The following is a 7735-nucleotide window of genomic DNA, read 5'->3' as shown; positions in this document are numbered from 1 at the left end:
AACTTCGTCAACCTCGAGAGGCTTTTTCTTTCCCGCCGCTCACTTCGAACAACTCGCAACCCGGAAGCTGCTTCGTCACCGTCGTTTTGAGCGGAGCCTTCGATTATGACACAGTTTTTAGAACCAGATCAAGACCGAAGGGCCTTTTTTCTCTACCGATCGTTTCAGAGTGGTTGAGCTTCCCGGGGGACCCTCAGCACCGAGTCACCTCAGCAGAGCCATCGATTATGGCACGGGTTTCGAGGGTTTCCCCTTGCCTCTCCAATTTTTTCGCAGACCTACTGCCGGGCCATCCGGATGTTGGCCGGCAGCGCCTGGGGCCAGCTGGTGCGAAACGGATTGATGTCCAGTCCGCCGCGCCGCGTGTAGCGCGCATACACCGCCAGTTGGGTGGGCTGGCAACGCTGCCAGATGTCCGTGAAGATGCGCTCCGCGCAGGGCTCGTGAAATTCGTTGTGGTTGCGGAAGCTCACTATATAGGCGAGCAGTCCGGCCTGGTCGATCGGCGGGCCGTTGTAGCGGATCTGCACGCTGCCCCAGTCCGGCTGGCCTGTCACCAGGCAGTTGCTCTTGAGCAGGCGGCTGGTCAGGGCCTCGGTTACCGGGGGCTGGCTCAGGTCGGCGGACAGCAGTTCGGGCGCCGGCTGGTATTGCGTGCATTCGATGTCCAGGCGGTCGAGGTCGAGGCCGTCGAGCTCGTGGACGGGCTCCTGGTCGAAGACATCCGGCGCCAGCAGCTTGACGCCGATGCCCGCCGTTCGGTCGCTGCCGCGCCAGACGGCCTCGGCGAGATCGGTGCGCAGGCGCTCCCGCACGGCCTGCGCGTCGGCGAACACCGTGCTGTTGAAACTGTTCAGATAGAGCTTGAAGGACTTGCTCTCGATGATGTTGGGCGTTTCGCAGGGGATCGTGAAATGCGCGATCGCCAGTTGCGGCTTGCCGCGGGCATTGAGCCAGCTCAGCTCGAAGGCGGTCCAGAGGTCGGCGCCGAAGAAGGGCAGCTTGTCGCTCGCGATGCCCATCGCGTCGCGCTGGGTGGCGCGCGGGATCGGGAACAGGAGACCGGCGTCGTAGTGATCGGCATAGGCCGAAGCGCGGCCCAGCTGGGACTGCTCCGGGGTGTTGTCAAGGCTCATGGGCGACTCTGGGCGTGGGCCAGGAAGGGAAGAATGTGTTGCATCAGGATCTCGACCACCGGCGGCGGCAGGTCGTGGCCCATGCCGGGGATGGAGACGAAACGGGCGCCGGGAATGCGCTGCGCCGAATCCCGGCCGCAGGCGATCGGCACCAGGGTGTCGGCTTCGCCGTGCAGCACCAGCGCCGGGCTGGCGATGCGTGGCAGCAATTCGGCGCGGCCCCGGTCGGCGACGATCGCGAGCATCTGCCGCACCACGCCAGCCGGCCGGTAGGCGCGGTGCATGTAGCGCCGGATGCGCTCGGCGACCACCTGGTCGTCCTGGGGATAGGCCGGGCTCTGGATCAGCCGCACCATGCCCATGCTGTGCGCCACCAGCGCCGCCTCGGTGCGGCTGGGCGGGCGGCGCAGCAGGGCGGCCGCGACGTCGGGCCGCGGGCCCGGCAGCTGGCGGGCGCCGCTCGAACTCATGATGCTGACCAGGCTGGCGGTGCGCTGCGGCGCGCTGGCCGCCAGCCGCTGGGCGATCATGCCGCCCATCGAGGCGCCGACCACATGGGCCCGTTCGATGCCCAGTGCATCGAGCACGCCCAGCGCATCATCGGCCATGTCCTGCAGGCTGTAGGCCGAGCGCACCGGCAAGCCGATGCGCTGGCGCACGCTCTGCCACAGCAGGTTGCCGGCACCGGCTTCGTCGAAGCCCTGGCTCAGGCCGATGTCGCGGTTGTCGTGGCGCACGACCCGGTAGCCGGCGTCGACCAGGGCCTGGACGAAATCGTCGGGCCAGCCGATCAGCTGCATGCCGAGCCCCATGACGAGCAGCGCCACCGGCCGCCCCTCCCCGCCGCTGTCCTCGACCTCGATCTCGATCCCGTTGGCTTTGATCTTCATGGTGCGGGTGTCAGATGAATTCGCGTTCGCGCAGCCACTTGGTCGCGACCCACTTCTCGCCCGACAGCACGGGCGCGCCGCCGTGCAGGGTGCGGGTCGTGGGGTCGGGCTTGTCGTAGCTGAAGAAGACACCGGTGCCGCGCTTGGGCGCGACCTCGAGCCCGACGTCTGGGAAGGTGGTGCCGCCGCCCTGCCCGGGTTCCTGCAGGTACATCACCAGGGTGGCCACCCGCTGGCCGCCGCGGCGCAGGATGGTCGGCGTGCCGGGCTCGCCCGGATCGAAATAGTCGTAGTGCGGGCGGTACTGGGCGCCCGGCGCATAGCGCAGCACCTGCAGCCCCTCGCCGAACTCGATCGGCCATTTCAGCAGCACCGCGATGCGCTGCTCGAGCCGGGTGACGATGGCGTTCTCGCCGCGCTCGAAGAACATGCCGTCGCTGGTCCGGTCGACGTTGAGGGCTTCGCCGCCGGTCTGGGTCTCGACGGTGAGCGAACGCGCGAGGCGCTGGCGGGCGGCGGCGATCAGGCCCTCGCATTCCTCGTCGGACAGCAGGTCCCCGAACACGATGACGCGCGGATGGCGCATCGTCTGGAGCACCTGCACGCGGCGGTCGCCGGCGTCGATGTACAGCGGAGAATTCGACAGGTCCGGGCCCGGCAGGCCGGCGGTCGACGGTTCGGCCGGCGGGGGCTCGGCGGCCGGGACGACCACGGCCTGCCCCTCGATGCCCTGGAGGGCGAGGTCGATCGCGTCGTCGCGCCAGCCGGAGGTCTGCATCGCGGCGCGCAGGCTGGGCACCGAATGGCCAGCCGCGAGCTGCGCCACGAGCCATTCGCGCAGTTCGGGGCTGATCGCCTGGCCCGCGCTCATGCCGCCCCCCGTCGGAACACCATCCGATCCGGCCTCGACGCCGCGGGCTCGAAGGCATAGCCCTCGAGGTCGAAACGCTCCAGCGCCTGCGGCGTGGCCGCCTTGTGCAGCACCGCCCAGCGCGCCATCAGGCCGCGCGCCCGCTTGGCGAAGAAGCTGATGATCTTGTAGCGCCCCGGATCGGCCTTGGCGCCGGTGCCGGCCTTCCATTCCTCGAAGATGCACTCGACCACCCGGGCCTTGAGCACGCGCTGGTCGACCGACTTGAAATACTCCTGGGAAGCGAGGTTGATCACCACCGGCGTGCGGTCGGCCGCCAGCCGCTCGTTCAGGTGCTCGGCGATGCGCGGGCCCCAGAAGGCATAAAGGTCCTTGCCGTGGCGGTTGGCGAGCTGGGTGCCCATCTCCAGCCGGTAGGGCTGCAGCAGGTCGAGCGGGCGCAGCACGCCGTAGAGTCCGCTCAGGATGCAGACGTGGTCCTGCGCCCAGGCCAGCTGCCTGGCGTCGAGGGATCTGGCGTCGAGCCCGCCGTAGACGTCGCCGTCGAAGGCCAGTGCGGCCTGCTTGGCGTTCCTGGCGCTGCCCTTGGACGCCCAGGCCGCGTAGCGCGCCACGTTGAGCGCCGACAGCTTGTCCGACAGGTGCATGAGTTCGGCGATCTGCTGCGGCGATTTTTCGCGCAGGATCCGGATCAGCTCGGCCGCGGGGCTCTTCGGGCCCTCGAAACGCGCCTGCGTGGCGGGCACGGTGTCAGGCACCGGGGTGTCGTAGTCGAGCGATTTGGCAGGGGAAAGCAGAAACAGCATGGCCGAATTATCGACCGCCGGGCCAACCGGCGCGACCCGGTATAGAGTGCGCCTGCATTCCCCACCCATTCAGCTGGAGACCCGAGATGAAGCTTGCCTGCCTCTTCCGAACCGGTGCATTCGTGCTGGTCGCCGCCTGCGCCGGTACCGCGTTCTGGCATCCGCCCGCTGCCCACGCCGCGGCGCCGCTCGCCAAGGAGCAGGCGCCAGGCTTCTACCGGCTGATGGTGGGCGATTTCCAGGTCACGGCCCTGTCCGACGGGACGGTCGCGCTGCCGGTCGACCAGCTGCTGACCCGCACCACGCCGGCCCAGGTGAAGAAGATCCTGGCCCGCTCCCACCTGGAGAGCCCGCTGGAGACTTCGGTCAACGCCTACCTGATCAACACCGGCAGCAAACTGGTGCTGGTGGACACCGGTGCCGCCGGCCTGTTCGGCCCCACCCTGGGCAAGCTGCTGGCCAACCTGAAGGCGGCCGGCTACCAGCCCGAGCAGGTGGACGAGGTCTACATCACCCACCTGCACCCAGACCACGTCGGCGGCCTGCTGGCGGGCGACAAGCCGGCCTTCCCGAACGCCACGGTGCGCGCCGACCGGCACGATGCCGACTTCTGGCTCAGCCAGGCCAACATGGACCGGGCGCCGGCCGACGCCAAGGACTTCTTCAAGGGCGCGATGGCGTCTCTCAACCCCTACATCGCGGCCGGCAAGTTCAAGCCCTTCGACGGCGACACCGAACTGGTCCCCGGCATCCGGGCCCAGGCCGCCCGCGGGCACACGGCCGGCCACAGCATCTTCATCGCCGAGAGCAAGGGCCGGAAGATCGTCTTCTGGGGCGACCTGATGCACGTGGCGGCCGTGCAGTTCGAGAACCCCTCGGTAACGATCCAGTTCGACACCGACTCCAAGGCCGCCGCCAAGGAACGGCGCAAGGCGTTCGCCGACGCGGCGCAACACGGCGACCTGGTGGCCGGGGCGCACCTGGCCTTCCCGGGTATCGGCCGCCTGCGGGCCCAGGGGGCGGGCTACGTCTGGTTGCCGGTGAACTACGCGCCGCCCCAGTGACGCGCCTGCGCAGTCGAATAAAATCCCCTGACCTTCACCCCCACCAGCGGCATCCTGCGGGATGCCGCTCGTCTTTGCAACGCCATGAGCGACACCCTGCCCCAACCCGGCCTCGAGAGCCTTTCCAAATCCTTCGAACCCGTTGCCATCGAGGCGCATTGGGGGCCTGAATGGGAGCGCCGCGGCTATGCCGCCGCCGGTTTCCGCGGCACGCAGAAGCCGAAGGAAGGCGCGCCCGCGTTCGCGATCCAGCTGCCGCCGCCGAACGTGACCGGCACGCTGCACATGGGCCACGCGTTCAACCAGACCATCATGGACAGCCTGGCGCGCTACCACCGCATGGCCGGCGCCAACACGCTGTGGGTGCCGGGCACCGACCACGCGGGCATCGCGACCCAGATCGTGGTCGAGCGCCAGCTGCAGGAGCAGAAGCTGAGCCGCCACGACCTCGGCCGCAAGAACTTCGTCGCCCGGGTCTGGGAGTGGAAGCAGCAGTCCGGCAACACCATCACCAACCAGATGCGCCGCATGGGCGACACGGTGGACTGGAGCCGCGAGTACTTCACGATGGACGAGGACCTGTCGAAGGTGGTCACGCAGACCTTCGTGCAGCTCTATGAAGAAGGCCTGATCTACCGCGGCAAGCGGCTGGTCAACTGGGACCCGGTGCTGAAGACGGCGGTCAGCGACCTCGAAGTCGAAAGCGAGGAAGAAGACGGCTTCCTCTGGCACATCGCCTATCCGCTCGAAGACAGTTCGGGCACGCTCACGGTCGCGACCACCCGGCCCGAGACCATGCTCGGCGACACCGCCGTCATGGTCCATCCCGAGGACGAGCGCTACAAGCACCTGATCGGCCAGCGCGTCAGGCTGCCGCTGGCCGACCGGCTGATCCCGGTGATCGCCGACGACTATGTCGACCGGGAGTTCGGCACCGGTGTCGTCAAGGTCACGCCGGCGCACGACCCGAACGACTACGCGGTGGGCCAGCGCCACCAGCTCGAGAACCTCTGCGTGCTGACCCTGGACGCCACCATCAACGACAACGCGCCCGAGAAGTACCGCGGGCTCGACCGCTTCGTGGCGCGCAAGGCGGTGGTGGCCGACCTCGAGGCGCTGGGCCTGCTGGTCGAGACCAAGAAGCACAAGCTCATGGTGCCGCGCTGCGCCCGCACCGGCGCCGTGGTCGAGCCGATGCTCACCGACCAGTGGTTCGTCGCCATGACCAAGCCCGACGCCAGCGGCCAGTCGATCGCGCAGAAGGCGATCGAAGCCGTGCGTTCGGGCGAAGTCAGCTTCGTGCCCGAGAACTGGGTCAACACCTACAACCACTGGATGGAAAACATGCAGGACTGGACCATCTCGCGCCAGCTCTGGTGGGGCCATCAGATCCCGGCCTGGTACGACGCCGAAGGCAATGTCTACGTGGCGCACAGCGAGGAAGAGGCCCGGGCCCAGGCGCCCGGCAAGACGCTCACGCGCGACGAGGACGTGCTCGACACCTGGTATTCGTCGGCGCTGATTCCGTTCTCGTCGCTGGGCTGGCCCGAGAAGACGCCGGAACTCGACCTCTACCTGCCATCGACCGTGCTGGTCACGGGCTACGACATCATCTTCTTCTGGGTCGCCCGGATGATCATGATGACCAAGCACTTCACGGGCAAGGTGCCGTTCAGGCACGTCTACATCCACGGCCTGGTGCGTGATTCGCACGGCAAGAAGATGAGCAAGTCCGAAGGCAACGTGCTCGACCCGGTCGACCTGATCGACGGCATCGCGCTGCCCGAACTGCTCGACAAGCGCACCCAGGGCCTGCGCAAGCCCGAGACCGCGCCCGCGGTGCGCAAGAACACACAAAAGGAATTCCCCGACGGCATCCCGGCCTTCGGCGCCGACGCGCTGCGCTTCACCTTCGCCTCGCTGGCGTCGCTCGGCCGCAGCATCAACTTCGACGCCAAGCGCTGCGAGGGCTACCGCAACTTCTGCAACAAGCTCTGGAACGCGACCCGCTTCGTGCTGATGAACTGCGAAGGCCAGGACTGCGGTCTGCGCGAGCACACCAAGGAAGAATGCGCGGTCGGCGGCCCGGCCCACGGCTACCTGCGCTTCAGCCAGGCCGACCGCTGGATCAGCTCGAAGCTGCAGCGCGTCGAGGCCGAGGTGGCCAAGGGCTTCGAGGAGTACCGGCTCGACAACGTCGCCAACGCGATCTACCAGTTCGCCTGGGACGAGTTCTGCGACTGGTACCTGGAGATCGCCAAGGTCCAGATCCAGCAGGGCGACGCGGCCCAGCAGCGCGCCACCCGGCGCACGCTGATCCGCACGCTCGAGGCCCTGCTGCGCCTGGCGCACCCGGTGATCCCGTTCATCACCGAGGCACTCTGGCAGAAGGTCGCGCCGGTGGCCGGCCGCGAGGGCGAATCCGTGATGATCGCCGCCTATCCGAAGAGCCAGCCCGAGAAAATCGACGAAGCCGCCGAGGCCCACGTGGCCCGGCTCAAGTCGCTGGTGGACGCCTGCCGCACCCTGCGCGGCGAGATGAGCGTCTCGCCCGCCACGCGGATGCCGCTCTATGCCGTGGCCGACGATGCCGCGAGCAGCGCCTTCCTGCGCGACGCCGCGCCGGTGCTGCAGGCGCTGGCCAAGCTCAAGGAAGTGAAGGTGTTCGACGACGCCGCGGCCTGGTCGGCCGCTGCCGAGGCGGCCCCGGTGGCGGTGGTCGGCGACGTGCGCATCTGCCTGCACATGGAAATCGACAAGGCCGCCGAGAAGTTGCGCATCGGCAAGGAACTTGCTCGCATCGAGGGCGAGATCGCCAAGGTGAATGGCAAACTCGGCAACGAAGCCTTCGTCGCCAAGGCGCCGCCGGCCGTGATCGACCAGGAACGCAAGCGACTGACCGACTTCACGGCCACGCTGGAGCGGCTGCGCGACCAGCTTGTGCGCCTCGGCTGACAGACCGGTCGCC

The 7735-nt window shown here is 68.2% G+C and carries 6 protein-coding genes; 2 read left to right on the top strand and 4 right to left on the bottom strand.

The annotated features are described in order from the left end of the window. Positions 1–278: 278 nt before the first annotated feature. The 4 genes from queF to yaaA are packed head-to-tail and all read right to left on the bottom strand — an operon-like array spanning position 279 to position 3703. Positions 279–1136, bottom strand: a complete 858-nt coding sequence (gene queF / locus QTI33_RS34530; protein ID WP_286511159.1) for an NADPH-dependent 7-cyano-7-deazaguanine reductase QueF — start codon at positions 1134–1136, stop codon at positions 279–281. After that, the gene (locus QTI33_RS34525) at positions 1133–2026 is read right to left on the bottom strand and encodes an alpha/beta fold hydrolase (protein ID WP_286511157.1); all 894 of its coding nucleotides are present in this window, start codon (positions 2024–2026) and stop codon (positions 1133–1135) included. The genes queF and QTI33_RS34525 overlap by 4 nt, the downstream gene beginning before the upstream one ends. 10 nt (positions 2027–2036) lie before the next feature. Further along, positions 2037–2897 carry a 2OG-Fe(II) oxygenase gene (locus tag QTI33_RS34520; protein WP_286511155.1) on the bottom strand — a complete coding sequence of 287 codons (861 nt, stop codon included), beginning with the start codon at positions 2895–2897 and terminating at the stop codon, positions 2037–2039. Beyond that, positions 2894–3703, bottom strand: a complete 810-nt coding sequence (gene yaaA / locus QTI33_RS34515) for a peroxide stress protein YaaA (protein WP_286511154.1) — start codon at positions 3701–3703, stop codon at positions 2894–2896. Before yaaA ends, QTI33_RS34520 begins: the two co-directional genes overlap by 4 nt. Positions 3704–3789: 86 nt before the next feature. On the opposite strand from yaaA, the gene QTI33_RS34510 reads away from it, so the two are divergent. Together QTI33_RS34510 and QTI33_RS34505 are read left to right on the top strand one after the other, a co-directional pair. Continuing rightward, complete coding sequence (locus tag QTI33_RS34510) at positions 3790–4767, top strand: MBL fold metallo-hydrolase (protein ID WP_286511152.1); 978 nt, start codon at positions 3790–3792, stop codon at positions 4765–4767. Positions 4768–4851: 84 nt separating this feature from the next. After that, positions 4852–7722, top strand: a complete 2871-nt coding sequence (locus QTI33_RS34505; protein ID WP_286511150.1) for a valine--tRNA ligase — start codon at positions 4852–4854, stop codon at positions 7720–7722. The last annotated feature ends 13 nt before the right edge of the window (positions 7723–7735 follow it).

It is taken from the genome of Variovorax davisae (genome assembly GCF_030316845.1).
GTDB classification, from domain to species: domain Bacteria; phylum Pseudomonadota; class Gammaproteobacteria; order Burkholderiales; family Burkholderiaceae_C; genus Variovorax; species Variovorax davisae.
This window is presented reverse-complemented; position numbering and strand designations above follow the sequence as displayed.

Bases quoted from the DNA above. Each gene is read 5' to 3' on its own strand.
- queF (WP_286511159.1), bottom strand. From the start codon at position 1,136: ATGAGCCTTGACAACACCCCGGAGCAGTCCCAGCTGGGCCGCGCTTCG.
- QTI33_RS34525 (WP_286511157.1), bottom strand. From the start codon at position 2,026: ATGAAGATCAAAGCCAACGGGATCGAGATCGAGGTCGAGGACAGCGGC.
- QTI33_RS34520 (WP_286511155.1), bottom strand. From the start codon at position 2,897: ATGAGCGCGGGCCAGGCGATCAGCCCCGAACTGCGCGAATGGCTCGTG.
- yaaA (WP_286511154.1), bottom strand. From the start codon at position 3,703: ATGCTGTTTCTGCTTTCCCCTGCCAAATCGCTCGACTACGACACCCCG.
- QTI33_RS34510 (WP_286511152.1), top strand. From the start codon at position 3,790: ATGAAGCTTGCCTGCCTCTTCCGAACCGGTGCATTCGTGCTGGTCGCC.
- QTI33_RS34505 (WP_286511150.1), top strand. From the start codon at position 4,852: ATGAGCGACACCCTGCCCCAACCCGGCCTCGAGAGCCTTTCCAAATCC.